The sequence below is a fragment of the Prosthecobacter sp. genome, from assembly GCF_044222565.1.
Lineage (GTDB): Bacteria > Verrucomicrobiota > Verrucomicrobiia > Verrucomicrobiales > Verrucomicrobiaceae > Prosthecobacter.
The window spans coordinates 12,037-37,433 of record NZ_JBGANA010000038.1; the positions used below are offsets into that span (position 1 = coordinate 12,037).

Annotated in this window: 11 protein-coding genes; 7 read left to right on the forward strand and 4 right to left on the reverse strand. The window is 61.7% G+C overall.

The genetic code is table 11. The features are described 5' to 3' along the window. Positions 1 to 6 precede the first annotated feature (6 nt). The 3 genes from ACILSR_RS31260 to ACILSR_RS31270 all read right to left on the reverse strand — a co-directional run bounded on the left by ACILSR_RS31260 (position 7) and on the right by ACILSR_RS31270 (position 5,282). Positions 7 to 2,352 carry a tetratricopeptide repeat protein gene (locus tag ACILSR_RS31260; protein WP_395753751.1) on the reverse strand — a complete coding sequence of 782 codons (2,346 nt, stop codon included), beginning with the start codon at positions 2,350 to 2,352 and terminating at the stop codon, positions 7 to 9. Positions 2,353 to 2,607: 255 nt separating this feature from the next. Next, positions 2,608 to 4,110, reverse strand: a complete 1,503-nt coding sequence (locus ACILSR_RS31265; RefSeq protein WP_395753752.1) for an OmpA family protein — start codon at positions 4,108 to 4,110, stop codon at positions 2,608 to 2,610. A 317-nt stretch (positions 4,111 to 4,427) separates the two neighbouring features. Further along, entirely contained in the window at positions 4,428 to 5,282 is an 855-nt protein-coding gene (locus ACILSR_RS31270) for a M23 family metallopeptidase (RefSeq protein ID WP_395753753.1), read from the reverse strand. A gap of 267 nt (positions 5,283 to 5,549) precedes the next feature. Between ACILSR_RS31270 and ACILSR_RS31275 the strand changes: the two genes are divergently transcribed. The 4 genes from ACILSR_RS31275 to ACILSR_RS31290 all read left to right on the forward strand — a co-directional run bounded on the left by ACILSR_RS31275 (position 5,550) and on the right by ACILSR_RS31290 (position 8,732). Then, positions 5,550 to 6,353: an undecaprenyl-diphosphate phosphatase gene (locus tag ACILSR_RS31275; RefSeq protein ID WP_395753754.1), complete on the forward strand. Its 804-nt coding sequence runs from the start codon at positions 5,550 to 5,552 to the stop codon at positions 6,351 to 6,353. 2 nt (positions 6,354 to 6,355) lie between these two features. Next, on the forward strand, positions 6,356 to 6,931 hold the full coding sequence (locus tag ACILSR_RS31280) for a DUF2062 domain-containing protein (RefSeq protein ID WP_395753755.1): 576 nt from the start codon (positions 6,356 to 6,358) through the stop codon (positions 6,929 to 6,931). Between the two features lie 143 nt (positions 6,932 to 7,074). Continuing rightward, positions 7,075 to 7,560, forward strand: coding sequence for a TPR end-of-group domain-containing protein (locus ACILSR_RS31285; RefSeq protein WP_395753756.1), 486 nt, complete (start codon positions 7,075 to 7,077; stop codon positions 7,558 to 7,560). Then, a complete protein-coding gene (locus tag ACILSR_RS31290) occupies positions 7,557 to 8,732 on the forward strand; it encodes a serine hydrolase domain-containing protein (RefSeq protein WP_395753757.1) in 1,176 nt (391 codons plus the stop codon). The genes ACILSR_RS31285 and ACILSR_RS31290 overlap by 4 nt, the downstream gene beginning before the upstream one ends. 543 nt (positions 8,733 to 9,275) lie before the next feature. Here ACILSR_RS31290 and ACILSR_RS31295 read toward each other — a convergent pair. Continuing rightward, on the reverse strand, positions 9,276 to 10,448 hold the full coding sequence (locus ACILSR_RS31295; RefSeq protein ID WP_395753758.1) for a right-handed parallel beta-helix repeat-containing protein: 1,173 nt from the start codon (positions 10,446 to 10,448) through the stop codon (positions 9,276 to 9,278). Between the two features lie 73 nt (positions 10,449 to 10,521). Here ACILSR_RS31295 and ACILSR_RS31300 point away from each other — a divergent pair, with 73 nt between their 5' ends. From ACILSR_RS31300 to ACILSR_RS31310, 3 genes are all read left to right on the forward strand, one after another. Then, positions 10,522 to 10,677, forward strand: a complete 156-nt coding sequence (locus ACILSR_RS31300) for a hypothetical protein (protein ID WP_395753759.1) — start codon at positions 10,522 to 10,524, stop codon at positions 10,675 to 10,677. Further along, positions 10,674 to 12,188 carry an arylsulfatase gene (locus ACILSR_RS31305; protein ID WP_395753760.1) on the forward strand — a complete coding sequence of 505 codons (1,515 nt, stop codon included), beginning with the start codon at positions 10,674 to 10,676 and terminating at the stop codon, positions 12,186 to 12,188. The genes ACILSR_RS31300 and ACILSR_RS31305 overlap by 4 nt, the downstream gene beginning before the upstream one ends. Before the next feature lie 435 nt (positions 12,189 to 12,623). Next, positions 12,624 to 25,181, forward strand: coding sequence for an autotransporter-associated beta strand repeat-containing protein (locus tag ACILSR_RS31310; protein WP_395753761.1), 12,558 nt, complete (start codon positions 12,624 to 12,626; stop codon positions 25,179 to 25,181). Positions 25,182 to 25,397 lie beyond the last annotated feature (216 nt).

Consider the following 25,397-nt stretch of genomic DNA (forward strand, 5'->3'; position numbering starts at 1 on the left):
TTTACCTTAGCGCTGCATCAAGGCGGCGCGGAGTTGGAGGGCTTCTCCGTAGCCGGGGGAGATGGTGAGGGCGCGGTCGAGGGCGGCGAGGGCTTCCTGTTTGCGGTTTTGCTGGGCGAGGATGGTGGCGCGGGCGTAGGGGATTGCGGGGTCGCGGGGGTTGGCGAGTTCGCCGCGCTGGAGGGAGTCGAGGGCACCGGGGATATCGCCCTGGGCTTTTTTGGCGAGGCCGAGATTGTACCAGGCGCGGGAGAGGGTGGGATCGAGGCGGGTGGCTTCCTGGAGGGACTGGATGACGGCGGGCATGTCTCCGGTCTCGCTGAGGGCGAGGCCGAGCTCGTAGTGATACTGGGCGTGCTTGGGGGCGAGCTTGATGGTGTCCCGCAGCTTGGCGATGGCGAGCTGGGTCTGGCCTGTGGTGCTGTACATCATCGCTAGATCGTGATGGAAGGGCGGGGAGTTGGGGTCCCAGCGGATGGCGGTTTCCATGTGCTGAATGGCGGAGGGGACGTCGCGGCGGGCGAAGTCGAACTGGGCGAGCTGCATCTGGCCGCTGGGCTGGTCAGCGTTGAGATTGAGCATGTGCAGCAGGTCTTTGCCAGCGGCGGAGTCGAGATGGAGGGAGTCGCGCAAGGCCCAGGCGGCGGAGACGCGGACGCTGCGTGCGGGGTCTTTGAGGAGTGGCTCGATGGCGGACTGAACGGAGCCGCTTTGCAGCATGGGCTCTAGGGTGCGGATGGCGCTTTCACGCACGAGGGGGTGGGGGTGCTGAAGCTGGGCGGTGACGGCTTGCTGGACGGTGGGCTGGTCGATCCACTGGTCGAGAAGGAGGGTGGCGGTGGCTTTCCAGTGGGGGATTTCATCGCTGCCGAGAAGCTCAACGAGACCGAAGCGGGCTTCGGAGTCGCCCTGGCGGGCTTTGGCGATGAGGGTGGCACGGGTGCGGGTCTTGCGGTCCATTTTGGGGCCCCACCATTTCTGGGTGGCTGCGAGAGACCAGTCCGTATCTTTGTCGGTGTGGCATTTGTTGCAGGCGTTCGGGATGCCGAACTGTTTGGTAAGCAGCGGATCGGGAATGGTGAAGCCGTGGTCGTGGCGGGGGTGGCGCTGCATGTACACGGTCTGGGGCATGTGGCAGTTCACGCATTGGTTTCCGGTGCTGGCGGTCTGGTGGAAGCTGTGGGCCTCTGGCGCGATGGCGGGGGCATTGGGGAAGCCGCCGGGGGTGTGGCAGCGCATGCAGAGCTGATTGCCAGGGAGGACGGTCTTCATGCTGTGCATGTCGTGGCAGTCCATGCAGCGGACGCCGGCATTGTGCATGCGGCTGCTCAGGAAGGAGCTGTACTCGTAGTCCTCTCCGCGAATCTGGCCGTCGGGGTAGAAGGTATCGCTCTGGTCGGTGATGGTGAGGCGGTAGTGGTCCCAGAAGGACTGGCCGGGTACGAAGTCGCCGGTGACTTCACCGCGAAGGGCGTGGCAGCCGGCGCAGTTTTCGATGTGCTGGTCGCGGGTCCATTTGGTGAGGGTGGGGTCTGCTTTTTTGCCGGGATTGGCGTGCTGCCATTCGTTGTGGGCTCTCATGGGGCCGTGGCAGGACTCGCAGCTCACGGACATCTCGGCCATGGTGGTGCGGTAGGAGTCGGTGGTGGCCTCGTAGTTTTTGCGGAGGCGGGTGTTGTGGCAGGTGGCGCACATCTGATTCCACACCATGCCGCGGCCGGTCCAGTGGCCCCATTCGCCGGGCTTGCGGTCTTCGTTGCCATAGACATTGAACCATTCGTTCTTTTTGGGATCGAGGCAGGCTTCCATGGCCTGGAGGCGGCCAGTGCCACTGCCGCCGCTGACGAGGAACTGGCGGAGGGGATCGTGGCCGATGACGCGCTCGACGCGGTAGGGGGCGACTTTGTTGTCGAAGCCGAGGGCGGTGAGGATGTAGTCGGCGCCGCTTTTGCTGGTCTCGGTGGTCTGGGTGCCGTGGGTGAAGGTGCGGGTGGGGACGAAGGCGGGGTCGTCGAGCTTGGGGTCGGGCTTGCGCTCGGCGAGGCCATGGTGGGAGCCCTGCCACTTGGCGAACTGGTCGGCGTGGCATTCCCGGCAGCTTTGGGAGCCGGCGTATTGGGCGAAGGTGGCCTTCTCATCGGGCATGATGTAGGGCTCGACTTTGGCGAGGGAGACTACAGGTGCTGGCGCTGGAGCTGGGACGGGAAGCTGGGTGTATCTTTTCTGCGGCCACAAAGCCCAGGCCACGAGAGCCACCACGCCTGCGGTAAGGCCGCCGATGACCGCTGTGCCCAGCCACGATGATGCCTTTTCGGGCGGTGGAGACGGGGCGGGAGGGGCTTTTTTCTTCATGCGTGCGTCAGACTAGGCGGACGCGACAACGAAGCAAGATGAGTGGAAGAATCAGGGAGTTGGGGGATTCGTGCGCGTTGGAGGAGACAGGGGACCGATGCCGCATCGACCTGCCTTTCCGCGTTTCAAGGACGGCGAACCTTTTTGGGCGCCCGCGACGTCACAGACCCGAAACTTCGGCCCCGACGCAGCGGTGCCCTACCAGCCCTGGGGTATGCGTTGCGCTACGTCAAAGGGGGACTCAAGCGGGAGGCCTCAGAAATCCAGATAGATCTCGGCGCGGCGGTTGTGGCTGCGGCCTTCGGGGTCGTCGGTGCCGTCGGATTTTTTGTTGGGGCTGAGGGGCTGGGCTTTGCCGAGGCCGGTGGTCTCCACCTGAGCGGCGGGGACGCCGAGGGCGGCGAGCTGTTTTTTGACGGCTTCGGCACGTCCGCGGGAGAGCTGGATGTTGTAGTCCTCGCGGCCCTTTTCGTCGGTGTGGCCGGCGATGCGGAGTTTTTTGGAGGGGTCCGCCTTCATCACGGCGGCGATGACTTCGAGCTGTTTCAAAGCACGGGGATGGAGGTCTGCGCTGTCGTATTCGAAGTAGAGGGCGAGGGATTCGCCGCCCTTTGGATTCTTCACGATGGGAGTGTAGGGGACGCCGGTTTTGGCGGCGCTCTTGGCGAAGGAGCCGAGGATGTCTGAGAGATTGAGGCCGACGATCTGCCAGGGTTTGGCAATGTCCGTGCGCTTGAGTTCGAGGCCAAACTCCGTGTTCTGCTGGAGGGACTCCGACTGGACCTGGGCGATGACCCAGGAGACTTCGGGGTTGGCGATGGTGATGATGAGGGGCTTGGCGGGGTTGAGGGAATACTGGCCTTCTTCAAAGACGATGCAGAGGCCGACGAGGCGTTCGACAGGGACTTTTTTGTCGTCCACGTATTCGCGTGCGGTCTTGAAGTCATGCTTGAGGAGGTGGCGGACGAAGTCGCTGGCGTAGGACAGGGCATCGGTGCCGTCTTCCACGGAGAAGAGCGGCTTGGCGGGGACTGTGGCCCTGGCAGGTGCGGTGGGGGTGGGCGGAGCGCCAGGAGTGGCGGTGGAAGCGGTCATGGGGGCGGGGGAACCCGCGGAAGCGATGACACTGCTCATGGATTTGGGCAGGGTGGCCTTGGCGACTTTCCATCCCATTTTATCGTCGCGCTCCAGATCGAGCTGGATGCGAACGGTTTCCTGAGAGCCGGGCATGACGAAAGGAATGGCGATGCGGGTGCGGCTTTCGACGAGGCCGAGAAGTTCGACCTGATCCTCCGCCGCAGGTTTGTAGCCCATGCCGGCGAGCTTCTGGAAGAGAGCGGTGGCGTCTTCCGACTGAGCTTCATCGGAAGCGGCGGCGAGCTTGCCGGCGGTGGCAAAGTCTCCGGTGGCGAGGCTGCGAGCGAGCTGCCTGCCGAGATCAAGCGGACGGGCAAAGGCAAAGGCGGGAGGCGGAGGCTTGGGCGGGGCAGGGGGAGCGGCCTTTGGCGGGGTGGAAGGGGAGGCTGGAGTTGCAGACTGCTTGGAGGAGTCCGGGGAAGGTTTGGCGGTTGCAGACTTGGAGGAGGACGAGTCTTCCGCGGTGGCTGCGGCGGTCTGCTGCCGCTCCTGCATTTTCTTTTTGGTGAAGAGGAAGAAGATGGCGGTGCTGAGCACGAGGGCCCCGACAACGATGAGAACAGGCACGAGGCTTCCGCCGTAAACGGATCGGACGGGGTGGGGACGGGGCGGAATATGCATGGCCGGGAGGAGGCTGACCTGTGAGCAGCAAAGATGCCACCACGGATGGTGATGAATCAAGGCCTAATATGAGGCGGGAATTGTGATGGGAGAGGGGATGGGAGAGGGGATGGGAGGGAGGATTTACAACGCGAGAGATTAGAAGACCGCAGAGAAGATTTTCCTATACGGTCTGTTTCGTGGTCATCACTCTGGTGGATTTTATTTCAGAGTGGGGGAACCACGGATTAACACGGATGACTGAGGCTGTGGGGGGCAACCTGAATGGACCTGAGGGGCTCTGATCCTGACCGGATTTCGTTCCAGAGAGGGGAGGCTCAGGGCTTGTCGGTGGAGGCACTGGTGGCCTGACCGGACCGCATTTTGGCTTTCAGGCGGGACCAGAAGTCATCGTCCTGCTTGGATTCGTCCTTGGAGGCGGTGGCGCCGCCCTTGAAGGCGGGGACGTCCACATTGGCGGTGGTGGAGCCATCGCTGCCAGTGTCTGCGAGAGCGCGCCCGTAGGGGGCGAAGTTGTTCACCGGAACGTCGTATTTCTGGGTGCTGGAGTTGAGGACGCGGCGGGCGTTGATGAAGGCGGTGGGGCTGTAGTAGTTGGACGAGTCCCGGGCGAACTGGGAGCGATTCATGCCGATGTGGAGGTTTTTGCGGACCTCGAAGTGCAAATGAACGGCGTACATGCCGTTGTTTCCGCCCATGGTGCCGACGAGCTGGCCTTTTTCGACAAGGTCATGGAGCTTGACCTTGCGCTCGTGGAGGTGGCCGTAGAGGGAGTCCACCATGGCGATTTTGCCGTCGGCCTCGCGGAAGATATGGCGGACGAGGATGCAGTTCCCCCAGCCGACGCCGATGTTCTGGGAAAAGATGACCACGCCGCGGCCCATGGCATAGATGGGGGCGCCGAGGTCGCTGTCGCCTCCGCCGCGGCCGTTCCAGTCCTCGCCTAGGTGGCCGTTGGGCCAGTAGCCGCGGGCTTTGTAGTAGCCATCGGCGTCGGGTTTGCCGACGGGAAAATCAAAGCCATCCGCCAGACGAACGCGCAGGGTGGAACCAGACTGGGCGGCGGCGTGGGAGGAGAAAAGGAGGGCGACGCAGGCGCAAAGGACGAGGTGCCAGCCCAGGGAAGGACCGGCGCAACGGGTGGTAAGTGGTTGGGGGGCACAAGCGGGCATGCCGGGGTGGGAAGGTCATGCTAGTCGAAAACGGTGCAAAGGCCAGCTTGAAAAGCATTGATGAGGAGGTGAGTAGGCAGATTTTCAGGCCTCGATCCCAGCTGGTCATGTATCGTAATGCCGAAGGGGTTCAGGTATCGTATTTTTGAGAATCGGTGCAACGAACTTTCAGAATCAATCCATTGAGTGAAGCGCAGTGGGCTTGCAAACTGAGCCGGGCACCTGATTGTATGTTTTGCTTCTTCCTATTTTACTCGCTCCCCGCAAATGCCCCCCTGGCTTGAGACTATTATCCTCGGCATCATCGAAGGTGTCACCGAATTCCTCCCCATTTCATCCACGGGGCACCTGCTCATTCCGCAGAACCTGCATCTGCTCTCTGCCAAGAGCGACCTGTTTAATGTGGTGATCCAGAGCGGGGCGGTGCTGGCGGTGATGGCGGTGTTCACCCAGCGGCTGAAGCATCTGGCGACGACGCTGGGGGATCCCAGCACGCGGAGCTATCTGGGGAAGCTGTTTGTGGCGTTTTTCATCACGGCGGCTGGGGGGCTGATCATCAAGAAGCTGAACATCAAGCTGCCAGAGGAAGTGCCGCCGGTGGCGTGGGCCACATTGATCGGGGGGATCATCATCCTGGTGCTGGAGTACCTGCACAAGGGCAAGAAAGGCGTGGAGGAGATCTCGTGGACGGTGGTGGTAGCGGTGGCGCTGGCGCAGCTGCTGGCGGCGGTGTTTCCGGGGACTTCGCGTTCCGGGGCGAGCATCCTGATGGCGCTGGCGTTTGGTGTGTCGCGCCCGGCGGCCACGGAGTTTTCCTTTCTGCTGGGGATCCCGACGCTGATGGCGGCGGGCGCGTTCAAGATTCTGTCCGCGATCAAGGACGGAGAGGCGGGGAATGAGGACTGGGGGATGGTGATCCTGGGCACGGTGGTGGCAGCGGTGAGCGCCTTCATCGTGGTGAAGTGGCTGATTCGATTTGTGCAGGGGCATACCTTCAACGGCTTTGCCTGGTACCGCATCGCGCTGGGAAGTGCGCTGCTGATCTGGGTGTACAATGGGGGAGGGCAGTAGCCATGCTGGATTATGTGCGAGGGTGGTTCCGCCGTTCGGTGTTTAAGACCATCCGATTTCTAAAGCATCCGCGGAAGCTGCGGAAGAGTCCGGCGATGCGGTGGTTTGCGCGGCATTTCCTGGACAAGCGGGTGTGGAAGCCCACGCAGCACACGTTTTCCGGCGGGATGGCGGTGGGCATGTTCATCACGCTGCAGCTGCTGCCGATCCAGATGCCGGCGGCGACGGTTCTCTCCGCGATCTTCCGGGTGAACATTCCAATTGCGATTGCGCTGTGCTGGCTGAGCAACCCATTCACGCTGGTGTTCATCGCGTGGCTGGAATATGTGATCGGGAAATGGTTTCTGGCGTTTTACACGACGGTGCCGACGACGCCCTTTCCAACGCATCTGCCGGATTCGATGGTGGATGCATGGATCGTGCTGAAGGAGCATGCGCCGGTGGTGCTGGTGGGGGGGATCATCCTGGGAGCCTTAGTGGCACCGGTCACCTACGTGGCCACCTGGGGGTGCTGGGCGATCGGGGCGCGCCTTGAGGCGGCGAAGAAACTGCGGAAGCTGAACGCCCCGGCGACCTGAGTGAAGTAGGAAGCGAATGCGCCGGAGGCGGAGCTAATTTTTTTGCGGACGGTGAAGGTGACGGTTTTGGATTTTGCGCTGCTGTTGCGAAAAATCTTGTTGCGGTGCGTGCTTTGAGTTCTCTATGAGACAACGCGCCAAAAATGACCGAAGCCGAACGCAGGATCATCGCCGCCCAGGGCTATGTGGAACTGGGTCTCTATGAAGAGGCTCGGGTGGAGCTGTCGCCGCTGCCTGCGGAAATGCACGGAAGGGTGGATGTGATCGAGATTACTCTGCTGTGCCTGATGGGGGGAAACCGGTGGGCGGAGGCGCTGGCGCTGGCGACCAAGCTGTGCGCGCAGGAGCCGATGGAGCCGGGCGGATTTATTCATGCGGCTTTCTGCCTGCATGAGCTGGGGCGCACGCTGGAGGCAGTGGATGTGCTCTCCCGCGGGCCCGCCACGCTGAGGGCGAAGCCGGTGTATTATTACAACATGGGGTGCTACCACGCCTGCCTGGGCCATTTGGAGAAGTCGCTGGCGTATTTGCAGCGGGCGTTTGAGATGGACGGTGAACTGCGCCAGCACGCCAAGAAGGACCGAGACCTCGACTGCCTGCGGGCTGAACTGGAGTCCAACCACGCATGAGCGCCCCCGCAAGCCCCGCGAATCTCCAGGCCGTGAGGGCGTGGTTTGAGGAAAGTTTTCGCACACGCTGGGAGATGGGGGCATCGGTTTCGATCTGGCAGCACGGGCAGGAGGTGCTGAGCCTGGCGCATGGGCACTGTGACCGTGCGCGCACGCGTGAGTGGGACCAAAACACGCTGGTGCCGGTGTGGTCTGCGACGAAGGGGCCAGCGGCGGTGTGCTGCCTGCTGGCGCTGGAGGAGGCGGGGATACCGCTGGAATGTCCGGTGGCGGAGGTGTGGCCGGAGTTTGTGGGAGGGGGCAAGGCGAACGTGGCCTTCATCCACCTGCTCTCCCATACGGCGGGTCTGTGCGCGCTGGATGAACGGGCGCCTATCTACAACTACGATGCGGTGATCGAGGCGCTGGAGCGTCAGCGGCCGCTGTGGGAACCGGGGACGCGGCAGGGGTACCATGCGCGGACGTTTGGCTTTCTCATGGATGAAGTGGTGCGGAGGCTGACGGAAGCGGAGTCTCTGGGGGAATACTGCCGGGAGGTGTTTGGAAGCCCGATGGGGCTGGATTTCTGGATCGGGCTGCCGAGCGCGCAGTGGGAGAGGGTCTCACCGGTGTATCCGGGGAAGATCAGCATCTCGAATGGGGATCAGCCGTTTATCAAGGCTTTCAACACGGGAGGATCGATGACCCAGCGGACCTTCACCTCACCGCTGGGGCTGAATGCGGTGAGTGATTTCAACCAGAGCGAGACGTGGGCGCGCGGCTACGCCAGCATGGGTGGCGTGGGAAGTGCGCGGGGGCTGGCGAAGTTCTACTCCATGCTCGCGCAAGGGGGGCGGTGGAACGGGGTGCAGATGATTCCTGAAAAGGTGGTGCGTAGGCTGGAGCAGACGCTGACGCAGGAAAATGATGCGGTGCTGCTGACGCCGATCGCCTTTTCGACGGGGATGATGCAGGACCCCATTAACGAGGACCCTGAGGCTGGTGGCGAGAAGCTACGGCAGCATTATGGGCCAAGCCGGCTGGCGTTTGGGCACCCGGGAGCGGGCGGGAGCCTGGCGTTTGCGGATCCGGAAAACGGGATCAGTTTTGCCTATACGATGAACCAGATGGAGGTGGGGGCGCTGCCAGGGGAGAGGGCGGTGGGGCTGGTGAGGGCACTGTATGAAGGATGAAGGATGAAGGATGAAGGATGAAGGATGAAGGATGAAGGATGAAGGATGAAGGATGAAGGGGGCGCGGTCGGTGGTGGAGTGGTCTTGCAGAAGTTGGCGGGGCGGGATTGTTGTCCCCGCACCCCAACCCTTTGACTCACTACGTTCGCCCTTCGGGCTGCCTGCGGCAGTCTAGACCAACTCTCAAAAATCTTGTCACATTGCCCGGGCGGCGGAGCGGCCCCATTGGCTGCGTTGGTCGCTTGCCTGTTATTCTTCAATAGCAGGCGGCGCTCCCGCCTTGCCACTGGGGCCGCTGCGCTCGCCGGTTCAATATGACAATCTTTTCGAGAACTGGTCTATCTCCGCTTCGCTACGGTTCCCCGAGGTGAAGTGCAGAGCAACGATGCCCTCGATGGGGAGAGGGAGAGCCGGGCTGGCTGCGGGAGGTTGCGAGGGAGCGGCAGCGAGCGATGGGGGCGCTGGGTGCTTGCCTATTATGTTAAAGAAAGCGTTTCCAGAGCGGCATCGGAGTGCCGCGGTCCCAGGAGTGCCTGCATCACTTCATTCTGAGATGTCGTGATTGCCTTCCTGGATGAGGATGGGCTTCATGCCGCTGGCGGTGATCTTGTTGGCCTTAACGATTTGGGCTTCGCCGGAGAGGATGATGCCGTTTTTGCCGGAGGCGGTGATTTCGTTTTGGGCGATGGTGTTGGCTTTGGTGCCGGTGGCGATCTGGATGGCGTTTCCCTGGGTGCGGTCGAAGGAGTTTTTGACGATGAGATTTCCTTCGTTGAGGCCGGGGTGTTTGCACCAGCGCCAGAGATTGATGCCGGTGCCGCAGGTGAGGAATTCATTGCCGGCGACGAGGCAATTCGATGCATCGTTTAACTCGACGCCGATGAGGCTGCGGGTGATGTGATTGTGAGTGGCGACGGACTTTTCGGTGAAGTGGTCAAAGTCGATGGCTTCGTCGGAGGTGTCGCGAATGGTGCAGCCGTCGATCTCGGCGCTCTCAACGGAATAGAGGGCTACGCCGCGGCCGTGGCAGTTTTGAATGTAGCAGCGGGCGATGCGGAGCTTTTTCACCTTGGGGCCGGTGGGGCCTTTTTCGTAGTCGTACATTCCGGAGGCGAAGATGGCGCAGAGCTGGGCGTGGCCGCGGATGGGGGGATCGCCGTCTGCGCGGCCGCCATCGAGGGTGAGTTTTTCAATGCGGACTTCTTCGCTGGCACCGCGGATTTCGATGAGATTAGGGGCGTCCTCATGGCGGATCATGGTAGCAGCGGGGACAGGGAACTTGAGGGGGGCATCGAGCTGGATGGTGTTTTTTTCGACAGCTTTGACGATGGTGAGATGGTAGGGCCTTGGTTTTTTGGTGAAGCTGTCGAGTTCACCATCGGCTTCGATTTTCAAACGCATGCCGGGTTTGAAGCCGCGCTGTGCGGAGACGGGGATGGAGGTGGCGCCGGCGGCGGTGGTGCCGGTGGCGAGTGCGTAAGCCACGGGAGGGAGTTTGAGTATCGTCTCCTCGGCATCGAGACCGATGATGCGGAGTTTTTTGGCGTCTTTAAGGACGAGGCCATGCTCAATGAGATGAACGCCCGGCGGGATGATGACTTCGCCGCCGCCGGCTTTGATGGCTTCATCGATGTAGCGCTGGATCTCCGCCTCCGGGAGGGCGTGCGCCGAGTGGAGGGCGGCGAAAAAGAGGAGGAGCAGGGCGGAGAATTTCATGGCATGGGAAAGACGGAGCGAGCAGGATAAAACTCGCTTTTTTCGACTGGTTTCGTCTGCCGCCATCTCTGCCATGCAATTGCTCACCCGCCCCGGATTTTATGTCATTGTGCTGCTCATTGCAGTGATGCTGATGCTGACGATGTGGATGAGCTGGAAACTGGAGGGACTGCCGAAACGGAAAGAGGCAAAAGAAAAAGCGCCCGCTGCCGTTTCTCATGGACCATGATGAAGCAGCTTCTCCTTTTTTTGGCCCTGACCGGGATGGTGCAGGCGCGCCAGCCGAACATTGTTTTCATCCTGGCGGATGATCTGGGGCCGGGAGATCTGGGCTGCTATGGGCAGAAGATCATCCGGACACCGAACATCGACCGCATGGCTGCAGAGGGGATGAAATTTACACAGATGTACACCGGGAATGCGGTGTGCGCGCCCTCGCGCTGCGTGCTGATGAGCGGGCTGCACCCGGGACACGCGTTCATCCGTGACAACCGGCAGGCGGACAATGCGAAGGGGCTGCCGCACATGGGCAAACCGGAGCATGAGGGGCAGTTTCCGATCCCGGCGGAGACGGTTCTCATACCGCAGGTGCTGAAGCCGCAGGGATATGCGACAGGTGGATTTGGCAAGTGGGGGCTGGGCGGGCCTGGCTCGACGGGAGAGCCGCTGAAGCATGGGTTTGACCGATGGTTTGGCTACAACTGCCAGGGGGTGGCGCATAATTTTTACCCAACCTATTTGTGGGACAATGATCACACGATCGAGCTGAAGAACCCGCCATTTCCCGCAGCGGACAAGCTGAAGCCGGATGAGGACCCGACGAAGCCGGAGAGCTACGCGAGATTCAAGGGGAGCGAGTACTCGGCAGATCTGATCGCGGAGCAGGCGCTGAAGTTTGCGCGGGACAACAAGGACCGGCCGTTCTTTTTGTACTGGCCGACGACGGTGCCGCATGTGGCGCTGCAGGTGCCGGATGACTCGCTGCAGGAATACCTGGGGAAGTTTGACGATCCGCCGTATCCGGGAGGGAACGGCTACCTGCCGCACTTCAAGCCGAAGGCGGCCTATGCGGCGATGATCACACGGATGGACCGGGAGATCGGGAAGATGATGGCGCTGATCACGGACCTGGGGCTGGATGAAGACACGGTGTTTGTGTTTGTGAGTGACAACGGACCGGTGAGCGGCACGCACCAAGGGCTGGCTGGGACGGACTGTGCGTTTTTTAACTCGAGCGAAGGCCGCAGGGATGGCAAGGGGACGCTGTATGAGGGCGGGGTGCGCTCGCCGGGAATCGTGCGATGGAAGGGGAAGATCAAGGCGGGAAGCGTGAGCGACCGGATCTGCGGATTTGAGGACTGGATGCCGACGCTGCTGGAGCTGGTGGGAGCGAAGGAAAAGACGCCGCGGACCGACGGGATCAGTTTTGCCCCGACTCTGCTGGGGGAGAAGCAGGCGGAGAGGGAGTTTTTATACCGTGAGTTTCCGAGCTACGGGGGGCAGCAGATGCTCCGGATGGGCGAGTGGAAGCTGGTGCGGCGGAATCTGACGGGGAAAGGGAATGCGAAGGCGAAAGGCAAGACGCTGGCGGTGACGGAGGAGCTGTTCAATGTTGCCCAAGATCCTGCGGAGACGAAGGACGTGGCGGCGGAGCATCCGGACCTGATCGCGAGGATGAAGGCGATGATGGCGACGCAGCACGCGCCGAGTTCAGACTTTCCTATGAAAGCGCTGGATTAAGGTGTTCTATTAGGTTGTGCGGCATTGCGGCCAAGGCTCCCTCCTGCGAGAGAAGGATCGAGATGGGAAAACTGTGGGATTGTATCTCAAACAAATTTCGGCTGACGAGATCGTTGGTCTTGCAGATGGATAAGCTTATATCTTAATTTTGTTTAAATAGAATTAAATTCCCTTCGTTGATCTTGGACTATGCAAATTGATACTCGCTCTGTTCCCTCGGTGTTCGACCGGCAAAAAGGTGTCTTGCGCGCCTTTGCGAGCCGGGTGTCTGGCTTGAGCGAGGGGATTGAAGGCGCCGGAGCGATTGCTCAAGGTAACTGCCGGGGCAGCTGAACTGTTCGAGCCGATGGCCGGCTCTTGGGAAGGCAGCGAATCGAATTCGCGAAGGGCTACCCGGCTGACTTTTAAAATTTTGAATAATCACACTCACATTTCATGACAACTTTGACTGACAGTTCCCGCAATCGAGCGAAAACAAGCACCGTGTTGAGGCGCTTCAGAAAGCCGATGGCGTTTCTAATGGCTGCTTTGACGGGCTTTTGGCAAATCCGGCCTTCGCTTCAGGCGGCGACCCTTACGTGGGATACGGTGGCGGGAGACGGGGCGACCATCACGGGGGGGGCGGGCACTTGGACGAACGGCCTGGGCAACTGGAACACCGGCAGCGGGGACACCACCTGGAACAGCGCGACGCCCGATGCAGCGACCTTTGGCGGGACGGTGGGCACGGTGACGCTGGGGGGCGCGGTGACGGTGGGGAACATGGTGTTCAATTCTGGGTACACACTGGCGGACGGGGGAAATGCGCTGACGCTTTTGAATTCGACGATCACGGCGAATTCGGCGGCGACGATCAGCGCGGCGCTGAGCGGAAGCACGGGACTGATCAAGAATGGCGCAGCCACGCTGACGCTTTCGGGGACGAGCAGCTATACTGGGCCAACGGTGATCAATGCGGGCATGGTGAGTGTGACGACGCTGGCCAACGGTGGCAGCAATAGCAACCTCGGCGCGGCCTCCAATGTGGCGAGCAATTTGGTGCTGAACGGGGGCACGCTGCAATATAACAACACCGTGACAGGGAATACGGACCGTCTGTTTAGCGTAGGCACTTCCGGGGGAACGATCAGTCTTCCTGTCGCGGGAACGCTCAATTTCAACAACACCGGCAGCATGGGATTTAACGGTCAAAGCGGGGCGCGCACTTTGACCTTTGCCTTTAGCGACAGCATCTTCGGCGGAGTCATTGTCATGGGCAGCGGGATTTCGGACAATGGCGGGGCGACATCGGTGGTGAAATCGAGCACGCTTGGAACTGTTCGGCTAACCAGTGACAATAACACATACACAGGAACAACGACGATCAACGGAGGTACGGTGATGATCGGCGCCATCGGCGGCAGTACTGGAAGCATTGGCACCGGAAACATCATCATCAACAGCGGAACACTTGTTGCCTCGCGTTCAGGAACTGTGAACCTGGCCCAGACCATCAGCGGTGGTGGGGGTGTGACCCTGAATGGCAGTGCAACGCTGAGTCTCAGTGACACAAACACTTATACAGGCGTGACCACGATCCTGGGCGGCGGCGGGGTGGTGAAGGTCAGCAATATCGGCAACGGTGGTGTTGCCAGCGGGATTGGGGCTTCAAGTTCTGCGGCTGGCAATTTGTTAATCACCAATTTGAGCACATTGCGCTACACCGGGGCGGGAGCCTCGACAGACCGTCTGTTTTCAATTCCCAATGGGACGGCAAATCCGGTGGCCACCATCGACGCGTCCGGGACCGGGGCGCTGGTCTTTACCAATACTGGATCCATGGGGTTCGCCTCCACCACTGGTGTGAGAACGCTCGTCCTGAGCGGGACCAATACTCAGAACAACACGATGACGCCCGTGATTGCGGACAACGGGGGTGCAACAACGATGACCAAGTCTGGGACCGGGACCTGGGTCCTGGCTGGAACCAATACGTATACAGGGGTGACCACTGTCTCTGGCGGCGTGCTGTCGGTTTCAAGCCTGGCCAATGGCGGCAGCAGCAGCAACATTGGGTCATCGACCAACGCGGCAACCAATCTGGTGCTCAACGGCGGCACGCTGCGATACACGGGTGCAGCGGTGAGCACGGACCGTCTGTTCAGTGTGGGGACGAGCGGTGGCACGGTGGACTCTTCCGGGTCGGGGGCGGTGAATTTTACCAATACGGGAAGCATGGGCTTCAACGGTCAGTTGGGCCTGCGCATCCTGACACTAACGGGAACGAATACAGGAGCCAACACGATAGCGGCAGTCATTGGGGACAACACTGGTGCGACTTCGCTGACGAAGACGGGTACGGGGACCTGGGTGCTCACGGGTGCGAACAGCTACTCGAATCCGACAACCATCAATGGCGGCGTGCTGAGCGTTGCGTTGCTGGCCAATGGCGTGAGCAACAGCAACATCGGTGCCTCAGGCAATGTCGCGAGCAATCTGGTGCTCAACGGAGGCACCTTGCAATATACGGGCGCAGCGGTCAGCACAGACCGGCTTTTCAGCGTGGGCACCAACGGTGGCACGATCGATTCATCCGGCACGGGCGGGATCAACTTCACGAATGGGGGCAGCATGGGCTTCGTGGCCAGCGGGACCCGGACACTGAACCTGACTGGGAGCTATGCAGGCACGAACATTATCAACGCTGTGATCGGGAACAACGGCAACAACACGTCTCTGACCGTGTCGGGAGCCGGCACATGGACCATGAACGGGTCCAACACCTACAGCGGGGTGACGACGATCAACGGCGGGGTGCTCAATGTGATCACCCTTGCCAATGGCGGGTCTGCCAGTGGCATCGGCAACTCCAGCAACATCGCACCTAACCTTGTGCTGAACGGCGGGACCCTGCGGTTTTCCGGCAGTTCTGCCAGCACGGACCGGCTCTTCAGCGTGGGCACCAGCGGCGGGACGCTTGAGTCGTCGGGTGTGTTCGCTGTGAATTTTACGAACACGGGCAGCATGGGTTTCAACGGCCAGAGCGGTGCGCGTACCCTGACCTTGGGCGGCACCAACAGCGCCGACAACACGTTGGCGGCGGTGATCGGCGACAGCGGCGGCGCGACGGGGATTACCAAAGCGGGCAGCGGCATCTGGGTGTTGAGCGGAGCGAACACCTACACGGGAGTCACCAACTTGACCAACGGAGAGCTCAAGGTCAGCACGCTGACCAATGGCGGCATTGCCAGCGGCATCGGAGCCGCGACCAACGTCGCGAGCAATCTGGTGCTCAATGGCGGAAATCTGAACTATACCGGAGCGGCAACAAGCACCGACCGTTTGTTCAGCCTTGGCACGGCGGGTGGCTTTTTGACAGTCACCGGCACCGGTGGAGTGAACTTTACCAACACCGGAGCCATGGGCTTCAACGGGCAGACAGGCGCACGCCTGCTGGACCTGGGCAATTCGAATGGAGGGACGAGCACGATCGCGGCCCTCATTGGTGACAACGGAGGAGCCACCGGCGTGAGACATTTATCCTCCGGTACGTGGGCGCTGACAGGAGCCAACACCTACACCGGCATCACCTCGATCGGTGGAGGAGGTGTGATCAGTGTGTCCAGCCTGGCCAATGGTGGAAGTGCCAGCAACATCGGAGCCGCAACCAATGATGCGGCCAACCTTGTGCTGAACGGTGGCACGCTGCAGTACACGGGAGCGGGGTCCAGCACTGACCATTTGTTCAGCATCTCCAACAGCGGGGCGACGCTGGATGCCTCGGGTACAGGTGCGGTCAATTTTACCAACACGGGGGCGATGGCCTTCCTCAGCGGCCAGACGAATGCGAAAACGCTGACTCTCACGGGTAGCAACACAGGAAGCAACACACTGGCGGCAGCGATTGGCGACAATGTGGGGGCGACTTCTCTGACCAAGAGCGGGGCGGGCACGTGGGTGCTGACAGGAAGCAACAGCTACTCCGGCACCACCACGATCAGCGCGGGCGTGCTGCAGATTGGCAACGGTGGCACCAGCGGGACACTGGGAAGCGGCGGGGTCACGGACAACGGAAATCTGACCTTCAAGCGATCTGACACGGTCTCTGTCGCGAACACCATCAGCGGAACGGGTTCGGTGACTCAGGCAGGGACGGGAACCACCACACTGAGCGCCACCAACAGCTACACGGGTGCGACGAGCATCACGGCGGGGGTATTGAGCATCACCTCCATCGCAAATGGTGGGAGCACCAGCAACATTGGGGCCTCCACCAGTGCAGCGACGAATCTGGTGCTGAATGGCGGGACGCTGCAATACACGGGCGGGGCGGGAACGACGGACCGGCTTTTCAGCGTGGGGACGAGCGGCGGTACGCTGGATTCTTCGGGTTCGTTTGGGATAACTTTCTCCAACTCCGGAAGCATGGGCTTTAATGGGCAGAGCGGCGCACGCACGCTGACGCTGACGGGGACGAGCTCCTTCATTTCCAACCAGATCGCGGCGGTGATCGGTGACAACGGAGGCGCGACTTCTCTGGTGAAAACTGGCACGGGAGGATGGGTGATCACCGGTACGAATACTTACACGGGCACGACAACCATCGATTCCGGCTCCCTGACCGTGGGTGCCAATGGCAGCACGGGGACATTGGGCTCGGGCAACATCATCAACAATGGGCAGCTGATGTTTCTGCGGACCGGTACGCTGACCATGGCGCAGAACATCAGCGGCAGCGGAAGGGTGGTCCAAGGAGGTTCCGCCACCGTGACCATGAGCGGAACGAACACCTACACCGGGCCGACGTTGATCGCCGGGGGCGGCGTGGTGAGCATTTCGAGCCTGGGCAACGGGGGGAGCGCGAGCGGCATCGGCGCGGCCACGAATGACGCTGCCAACATTGAATTTAGCAGCGTGACGGCGACCCTGAAATACACGGGAGCGGCCACGAGCACAGACAGGCTTTTCAGCATTGATGTGGGAGCAGGAGCGGTGCTGGATGCCTCCGGCACCGGGGCGATCAATTTCACGAACACCGGGGCCATGGGGCTGACGCCGGGTGGGGCGAGTCCGCGCAAGCTGACTCTGACCGGGAGCAACACGGGGAACAACACGCTGGCAGCCGCGGTGGGCGAGAGCGGCGTGACGACTTCAGTGACGAAGTCTGGCAACGGGACGTGGCTGCTGACCGGGGCGAACACTTACACGGGGACGACGACGATCAGCGGAGGCAAGCTGGTGGTGACGAGCCTGGCGGATGGGGGCAGCGCGAGCAACATCGGGGCGGCAAGCAATGCTGCGAGCAATTTGGTGCTGAATGCGGCGACGCTCCAATACACTGGGACCGGGTCGAGCACAGACCGTCTCTTCAGCATCGGCACGGGAAGCGGGACGCTGGATGCCTCGGGAACTGGCGCGATCAATTTCACGAACACTGGGGCGATGGGGTTCAATGGACAGAGCGGCACGCGCTCCATGTCTCTATCAGGCACGGGCACGGGATCGCTTGCTGCAGCGATCGGGGACAATGGCGGAGCCACCACCATCATTGAAGTCGGCACGGGGACCTGGACTCTCAGCGGTGCCAGCACTTACACGGGGTCGACGAGAGTATTCAGCGGGGTGCTCGTTGTTTCCACCCTTGCTGACGGGGGCTTGACCAGTCCCATCGGCGCTTCGAGCAATGCTGCGGCCAATTTGTGGCTCAGCGGGGGGACTCTGCGATATGTGGGCGGTGCTGTGAGCACGGACCGATTGTTCACGCTGGGAGCCACGAACAGCGCGCTGGATTCTTCGGGCACTGGAGCGGTGAATTTCTCCAACACGGGCAGCCTGGAATTCAATGGCGCGGGTGCGCGCATTCTGACCTTGAACGGCAGCAACACCGGCGACAACACGCTGGCCGCCGTGATCGGTGACAATGGAGGAGCCACGACCCTGACGAAGTCGGGGGCAGGCAAATGGGTGATCGCGGGCAACAACACTTATACCGGGCCGACCAACGTCAACGCTGGCACTTTGCAGGTGGGCAACGGCGGTACTTCGGGAACACTGGGAACTGGCACGGTGACGATTGCCTCGGCGCTGATCATCAACCGCTCGGACGCGGTGACGATCACCAATGCGATTGGTGGTACGGGTACCTTCACGCAGGCGGGGACTGGTACGACGACATTCAGCACCGGGACGAAGAGCTATTCGGGCGCGACGTTTGTGAACGCGGGCAAGCTGCAGGCGGGAAGCGCGAATGCGTTTAGCACGGCATCTGCGGTGACGGTGGCGAGCGGAGCAATACTGGAGGTCAACGGTTTCAACCCTCTCGTGGGCGGTCTCAGCGGGGCGGGCACGGTGCAAAACGGGGCGGCGACGGGGGCCACGCTGAACATCGGGGGATCGGCAAGCACCTCGTTTGACGGGATCATTCAAAATGGCGGGAGTGGCTTCATGTCCATCAACAAGGGAGGAACGGGTGGCACGCTGACGCTGACCGGAGCCAATACGTACACGGGCGGAACGGTCGTGAGTGCCGGGACACTGAGCGTCTCCACGCTGGCGAATGGTGGTGTGGCGAGCAACATTGGCGCCTCCAGCAATGGGGCCTTCAACCTGATCCTCACGGGTGGTGCGCTGAGCTACACGGGGCCTGGCGTTTCGACAGACCGGCTGTTTTCAGTGACGACGAGCGGCGGTACGCTGGATGCTTCGGGCAGCGGGGCGATTAATTTTACCAACACGGGCAGCATGGCCTTCAACAGCCAGACAGGTGCGCGTGCGCTGACTCTGTCTGGAAACAACACGGGAGCGAACACGATCGCGGCGGTGATTGGGGACAACGGCGGGGCGACTTCGCTGAACAAGCTGGGAGCAGGCACGTGGGTGCTGACGGGGACGAACACTTATACGGGTACGACTTCCATCGTGGGCGGGGTGCTGCAGTTGGGCAGCGGCGGTACGACGGGAACTCTGGGATCTGGCAGCGTGATCGGCAGCGGCAGCCTGGTGATCAACCGTTCGGATGCGGTGACTTTTGGAAACTTGATCTCTGGCGGCGTCTCCCTCACGCAGGCGGGCGCGGGCACCACCACGCTGACGGGTACGAACAGCTACAGCGGGACGACGACGATCAGCGCGGGCACGTTGCAGGTAGGCAATGGTGGCACGACGGGAACGCTGGGCAGCGGGGCGATTACGAACAACGGGACGCTGATCGTGAACCGGTCTGATGCGATCACGATTTCGGGTGCCATGAGCGGCACGGGCGCTTTCATTCAAAATGGAACTGGAGCAACGACTCTCGGCGGCAGCAATTCATGGGGCAGCGCGACGGTGAATGCGGGGACTTTGATCGCGGGCACGACGTCCAGCTTTGGGCCTTCGTCCGCCATGACGGTGAATGCTCCCGGGACTCTGGTCATCAGCGGGCTGGGCAGCAGCGCGGCGGTGGGATCGCTCGCGGGGGATGGAACGGTGAAAAATGGCGGGGCCACGGCCCAGATCATCGCCATTCTGGGAAGCGGCAGCGTTACGAGCAGCACTTTCAGTGGGACGATCATCGACGGGGGAGCGGGAACCATGTCCGTTGAGAAACTTGGGGGGGCTTACACGCTCACCCTTTCGGGCGCGAGCACCTACACAGGGGCCACGCGAATTTTTGCAGGAACGCTGATTGTTTCCAATCTGGCCGATGGAGGCAGCGCGAGCAGCGTTGGCGCATCAAGCAACGCGGCAACGAACCTTGTTCTCAAGCTTCCCGGCGCGGTGCTCAAATACACCGGTGGCGCTGCGAGCACGAACCGTCTCTTCAGCGTTGGCAGTGGTGGAACACTGGATGCGTCGGGCACAGGAGCGCTGAACCTGACGAACACTGGCGCGATGGGCTTTGACAGCGTGAGCGGCACACGCACGCTGACGCTCGCTGGTACGAACACAGACAACAATACGCTGGCCGCGGCGATCGGTGACAACGGCGGAGCGACATCGCTGGCGAAGTCGGGCGTGGGCACCTGGGTGCTGACGGGAAACAACACTTACACGGGCACGACGAACATCGGCATCAACGGCGGTGTGCTGCAAGTGGGCAGTGGTGGCACCACGGGAACGCTGGGAAGTGGTGCGGTGACGAACCTCGGGATTCTGATCTTCAACCGCTCGGATGCGATCACGGTGGGCAACACCATCAGCGGCACCGGCTCTCTGACCCAGGCAGGGGCTGGAACGACGACGCTGAGCGGCACGAATACATACACGGGCAGGACGATCATTAATGCCGGCGTGCTCAGTGTGTCGTCCCTCGCGAATGGCGGCAGCAACAGCAATCTGGGAGCATCGATCAATGCATCGACCAATCTGGTGCTGAACGGAGGCGCGCTGAAATACACGGGGGCTGCGACGAGCACGGACCGTCTGTTCAGCGTGGGAACGAGCGGCGGCACGCTGGATGCCTCGGGCACGGGGGCGATCGCATTTACCAATACGGGCAGCATGGGATTCAACAGCCAGAACGGTGTGCGCACCCTGACGCTGACGGGGACGAACACGGGCAGCAACACACTTGCGGCGGTGATTGGGAACAACGTTGGCGCAACTTCGCTGGTGAAATCTGATGTCGGCACGTGGGTGCTTACGGGCGCGAACGCCTACACTGGAACCACGACGATCAGCGGCGGTGTGCTGCAGGTGGGCGACGGTGGAACGACGGGCACGCTGGGCAGCGGTGCAGTGACGAACAACGCGAGCCTGGTGGTGAACCGTTCGAACGCCATCACGGTGGCGAACACGATCGGTGGCAGCGGTTCATTGACACAGGCGGGCAGCGGCACGACCACGCTGAGCGGAGCGAACACCTACACGGGCAGCACGGTGATCAACTCCGGAGTGCTGAGTGTGGCGTCCATCGCGAACGGTGGAGTAAGCAGCAACATCGGAGCATCCACCAGTGCTGCTGGCAATCTAGTGCTGAATGGTGGCACGCTGCAATACACGGGCGCCGCGGCCACGACGGACCGTTTGTTTAGCGTGGGCACGAGCGGCGGTACTGTGGATGCCTCAGGCACGGGAGCGTTGAATTTCAGCAGCAGCGGCAGCATGGGCTTCAATGGACAGAGCGGCGCGCGCACGCTGACGCTGACGGGAACGAACGCGGGCAGCAATACGGTCGCGGCGGTGATCGGAGACAATGGCGGTGCCACGGCGCTGGTGAAATCGGGTACGGGAACATGGGTGCTGACGGGAGCGAACACTTACACGGGCACGACGACGATCAGCGCGGGCACTTTGCAGGTGGGCAATGGCAACACGACGGGCACGCTGGGCGGCGGAGCGGTGGTGAACAATGCGGCGCTGGTGATCAACCGTTCGGATGCGATCACGGTGGCGAATGCCATCAGTGGCACGGGTTCGTTCACCCAGGCTGGAGCGGGGACGACGACACTGAGCGGCACGAACTCTTATACGGGCGTGACGACGATCACATCCGGGGTGCTGAATGTGACGAGCCTGGCCGATGGCGGAAGCAGCAGCGGCATCGGGGCCTCAAGCAATGCGGCGGGCAACCTGGTGATCAATGGTGGCACGCTGCAATACACCGGAATCAGCAATGTGAGCACGGACCGGCTTTTCAGCGTGGGCCTTGGCAGTGCGGTGATCGATGTTTCCGGCACTGGCACGGTTAACTTTGCCAACACCGGAGCGATGGGCTTCAACGGGCAGAGCGGTGCGCGCAACCTGCTGCTGACGGGTACGAACACGAGCGGGACGAACATCATCGCAGCGGCGATCGGCGATTTTGGAGGGGCGACTTCGGTGACGATTGATGGCGCGGCCACGTGGCTGCTTACCGGGGCGAATACATTCACAGGAGCGACGACGCTGAGTTCCGGGGTGCTGCAAATCGGCGGGGGCAGCCTGGTCTCCGCGCTCATCATTGGCGCGAATGCCACGCTTGAGATCAATGGAGCGAATGCGAGCATCGGTTCGCTGGCGGGTTCTGGCATTGTGCAGAACAACGCAGCCACTGCGGCGACGCTGACGATGGGTGGAAACAATACTGATACGATCTTCAGCGGAATCATTCGTGACGGCGGCGCGGGTGCGCTGTCGCTGGAAAAAGCTGGGACGGGGACGATGACGCTGACGGGTGCGAACACGTACAGCGGCACGACGACGATCGATGCCGGTGTGCTGCAACTGGGATCGGGCGGGACGACGGGTGTGCTGGGCACCGGCGCGGTGACGAACAATGCGCAGTTGATTGTGAACCGGTCGAACGCGATCACGGTGGCCAATGCCATCAGCGGCAGCGGATCGCTGACGCAGGCGGGGACGGGCACCACGACGCTGAGCGGAAGCAGCAGCTACACGGGCGGCACGACGATCAATGCCGGAGTGCTGAGCGTGGGTGAGCTCGCCAATGGAGGTGCGAACAGCAACATTGGTGCGTCAACGAATGCGGCGGGCAATTTGGTGGTGAACGGCGGCACCCTGCAATACACGGGAGCGGCGGTGAGCACGGACCGTCTGTTCAGCGTGGGTACGAATGGCGGCACGGTGGATGCCTCGGGCACGGGTGCGGTGAATTTTACCAACACGGGCAGTGTGGGCTTCAATGGGCAGAGCGGCATTCGCACACTGACGCTCACGGGATCGAACACGGATGGCAATACGCTGGCGGCGGTCATTGGTGACAATGGCGGGGCCACGGCGCTGGCGAAAACCGGAGCGGGAACCTGGGTGCTGAGCGGAGCAAATTCCTACACGGGCAGCACAACGATCAGTGGAGGGACACTGCAGATCGGCGATGGTGGTACGACGGGGGCACTGTCCACGAGCAGCGCCCTGAACAACGATGGGACGCTGGTGTTTAACCGTTCGAATGCGGTGACGCAGGGAACGGATTTTGCCAGTGTGATCAGCGGCAGCGGCGCAGTGACGCAGGCGGGCAGCGGGACGCTGACTCTGAATGCGAGCAACACGTATGCTGGAACCACGAGCGTCAGGGCGGGCACTCTGATTGTGACGAGCAATGAGGCGCTGGGCACGAATGCCGCGGGCACCACGGTGAGCAGTGGCGCGACGCTGCTGCTGAAGGATGTGAACTACAGCACGGCGGAAGCCCTCACGCTCAATGGCAGCGGGGTCAGCAGCGGCGGTGCGCTGCGCAACAGCGGCACAAGCATTTACACGGGGCAGATCACGGCGGCGACGGATGCGAGCATCAATACCGGCGGCGGCATTCTGACCCTGACGGGTGGTCTGGTGAAAGACGGCACGGTTTTGACCCTCACCGGCGGCGGCACAGTGCATGTAAGCGGCACGGGTATCAGCGGGGCGAGTGCGAACTCGGATCTTGTGGTGGACGGGACCACTCTGGTGGTGAGTGCGGACAGCGACTACAACGGGCCCACCACGGTGAAGAACAGCGCCACGCTGGTGGCGAATGCGGCGATCACCACGACTCAGTTTGATCTCAGCAGCGACAGCACTCTGACAGGGACGGGAAGCATCACCACGACGGTGGATCAGTCCCTTTTGATCAATGGCACGATGTTGGTGGGAGATCCCGTGGTGGCTACGGTGGCGACGAGTTTTGCCCTGACCACCTCGGGCACGGGTGCGGTGGTTTTGGGTGCAGGCAGCCTGATCCATCTGGATCTGTTCAGCGGGGCGGGGCTCGGAAACAACACGGGTAACGCGGCGGCTGCGGACTCCATCAATCTGCATGGCAAGCTTGACGCGACGGCAGGTGGCACGCTGGAGGTCGGCAACCCGAACGGCATGACGCAGTTCCACGGTGGAGATCAGTGGCAGCTTTTTGAGCTCAACACGGGCAGCGCCAATGCGGGGAGCATCGCCGGGGATCTGGCGCTGAATGACAGCAGCCTGGGACTGGCGAGCGGGGTGACGAGCTTTCTGGATCGTAGCACAGGGGTATTCAGCGTGATCGACACGAATGGAGGTCTGGCCACGGCGGCGGTCGAGGGGCAGGCACTGATCTCGGGTGGCAATACGGTGACAGCGGATCTGAACGGGCACCTCTTCAACCTGCGCGCGGGAGGTGGAGAAGAGGATGAAGCGAACTCTGGTTCCATCACTGCCGCCCTCGATGAAGGTGTGCTGGTGGGCGAGGGCGATGGAGATCCGAAGAAGAAGGACTCTCCGGTGGCCAAACGTGTGCCGCACTCGCGTCAGTGGGAAGTGTTTGCGACGGTGAACTACGGCAACGTGAAGCTGAACCCCATCCGCACACAGTCGGGCGTGCAGGTGGACTCCTGGGCCTCAGGCGCAGGCGTTGAGCGCCACTTTACGCGGGGGCTGACGGTGGGCTTTGCCGCGTCCTTCCTGCAGAGCACGCAGGGCTACACTGGCAATGCAGGCAGCCTGTATCTGGAAGGTCCGGCGCTGTCCACCTACGTCTCGTATGTGCGCGGCGGGTTCTGGAACAGCCTGCTGTACAGCTTTGGCACGTACCAGATGGATTCGGTGCGCAATCCGGGAGCGCCGTTTCCGGTGGCGAACGGCTCCACGCGCGCCTACACGCATTCGATCCAATACAATACTGGCTGGAATTTCCGCTTTCAGAACAACACGCTGGTCACCGGGCCTTTCATCGGGCTGGATTACCTGCATGGGACAGTGGATGCGTACAACGAAACTGGAGGCGGGCTCGCGGCACTGCACTACAGCTCGCAGAGCTTCCAATCTCTGGTCAGCCGCGTTGGCTGGTCTGCCTCGAAGAAGTTTGACGCGGGTTTTGCCACGATCACGCCGCAGCTGCGTCTGAGCTATGAACGGCAGAACATCCGGAACAACAACGGCACGAGTGTGGCGCTGCTGAATGTGCCGTTCTCCTCCACCGCAGGGAATCAGAGTCCGGGTCAGGATTATCTGGTGGCCGGCTTTGGGGTGAACTTTGCCTTCAACCAGCAGTTCAGCATGTTGCTGTCTTATCAGGGGCAATTCTTCCGGCATGACCTGCAGGCGCACTTTGGGAGCGTGAGGTTCAGCTACAGGTTTTAAGGAGGGGGCGCTTGGGGGACTCAGGCGTTGCCGCCGTAGCTCGGTTGTGTTTGGCGTCGAGGGCGTTTCAACGTCTGCGACCCGCTCCGCCAAACCGACCGACTGCGAGGACGTTCGGAGGCCACAGTCTCTGCGGCACGCTCGCAGACGGGCGGGCTGTCGCCACACTCATCCTACGGTCCGGCATGCGCCTACATGGTCTCTACGATCATGCTT

What these genes read in the sequence shown, in the direction of transcription:
- ACILSR_RS31260 (WP_395753751.1), bottom strand. Translation starts at nt 2,352, where the DNA reads ATGAAGAAAAAAGCCCCTCCCGCCCCGTCTCCACCGCCCGAAAAGGCA.
- ACILSR_RS31265 (WP_395753752.1), bottom strand. Translation starts at nt 4,110, where the DNA reads ATGCATATTCCGCCCCGTCCCCACCCCGTCCGATCCGTTTACGGCGGA.
- ACILSR_RS31270 (WP_395753753.1), bottom strand. Translation starts at nt 5,282, where the DNA reads ATGCCCGCTTGTGCCCCCCAACCACTTACCACCCGTTGCGCCGGTCCT.
- ACILSR_RS31275 (WP_395753754.1), top strand. Translation starts at nt 5,550, where the DNA reads ATGCCCCCCTGGCTTGAGACTATTATCCTCGGCATCATCGAAGGTGTC.
- ACILSR_RS31280 (WP_395753755.1), top strand. Translation starts at nt 6,356, where the DNA reads ATGCTGGATTATGTGCGAGGGTGGTTCCGCCGTTCGGTGTTTAAGACC.
- ACILSR_RS31285 (WP_395753756.1), top strand. Translation starts at nt 7,075, where the DNA reads ATGACCGAAGCCGAACGCAGGATCATCGCCGCCCAGGGCTATGTGGAA.
- ACILSR_RS31290 (WP_395753757.1), top strand. Translation starts at nt 7,557, where the DNA reads ATGAGCGCCCCCGCAAGCCCCGCGAATCTCCAGGCCGTGAGGGCGTGG.
- ACILSR_RS31295 (WP_395753758.1), bottom strand. Translation starts at nt 10,448, where the DNA reads ATGAAATTCTCCGCCCTGCTCCTCCTCTTTTTCGCCGCCCTCCACTCG.
- ACILSR_RS31300 (WP_395753759.1), top strand. Translation starts at nt 10,522, where the DNA reads ATGCAATTGCTCACCCGCCCCGGATTTTATGTCATTGTGCTGCTCATT.
- ACILSR_RS31305 (WP_395753760.1), top strand. Translation starts at nt 10,674, where the DNA reads ATGATGAAGCAGCTTCTCCTTTTTTTGGCCCTGACCGGGATGGTGCAG.
- ACILSR_RS31310 (WP_395753761.1), top strand. Translation starts at nt 12,624, where the DNA reads ATGACAACTTTGACTGACAGTTCCCGCAATCGAGCGAAAACAAGCACC.